At 37.2% G+C, this 497-nt stretch carries 1 protein-coding gene; it reads left to right on the forward strand.

What is annotated here, in order from left to right:
* Positions 1–74: 74 nt before the first annotated feature.
* Positions 75–482 carry an N-acetyltransferase gene (locus tag A6E03_RS18960; protein ID WP_065601520.1) on the forward strand — a complete coding sequence of 136 codons (408 nt, stop codon included), beginning with the start codon at positions 75–77 and terminating at the stop codon, positions 480–482.
* The last annotated feature ends 15 nt before the right edge of the window (positions 483–497 follow it).

Raw genomic sequence — 497 nt, forward strand, 5'->3', positions numbered from 1 at the left:
GGCAGTAAAATTCAGCTAAGTCTATGTCGTAGTAAACGTGTTATTGCGGCGTTATGTGTTCCCAAGGGGTAAGTATGGATATCCAGTTTAAAAGAGCTTCTGAGCTAAAATATGCTGAGTCACTAACTCAATCCAACATGGCTAGTTATTATTTAACTCGGAATATCGTTTGGGATAGCAATCTATTTATCAACAATTGGGCTCTCTTGGATAACTTTGAAATATTCGTGGATAATCATCGAGTTGGTATTGTTCGTTTTAGCTATAACGAATCAACCACTTTTCTGCGAGACTTACAGTTAAGCCCAGAATTTCACGGTAAGGGTATCGGTGCGAAAAGTCTCGATATGATTATAAATCACGCTAGACAGCATCAATCAAAAAAGTTACTTCTTCGTGTGTTCAGTGAAAATCCAGCAATCAAGTTATATAAAGAAAAAGGGTTTACGCAAACCGTGAAAGTGAATGGGTTAATAGTGTAGTGGTCAAGTAAAACT

Origin of the sequence: Aliivibrio sp. 1S128 (genome assembly GCF_001691065.1) — a bacterium.
GTDB lineage: Bacteria > Pseudomonadota > Gammaproteobacteria > Enterobacterales > Vibrionaceae > Aliivibrio.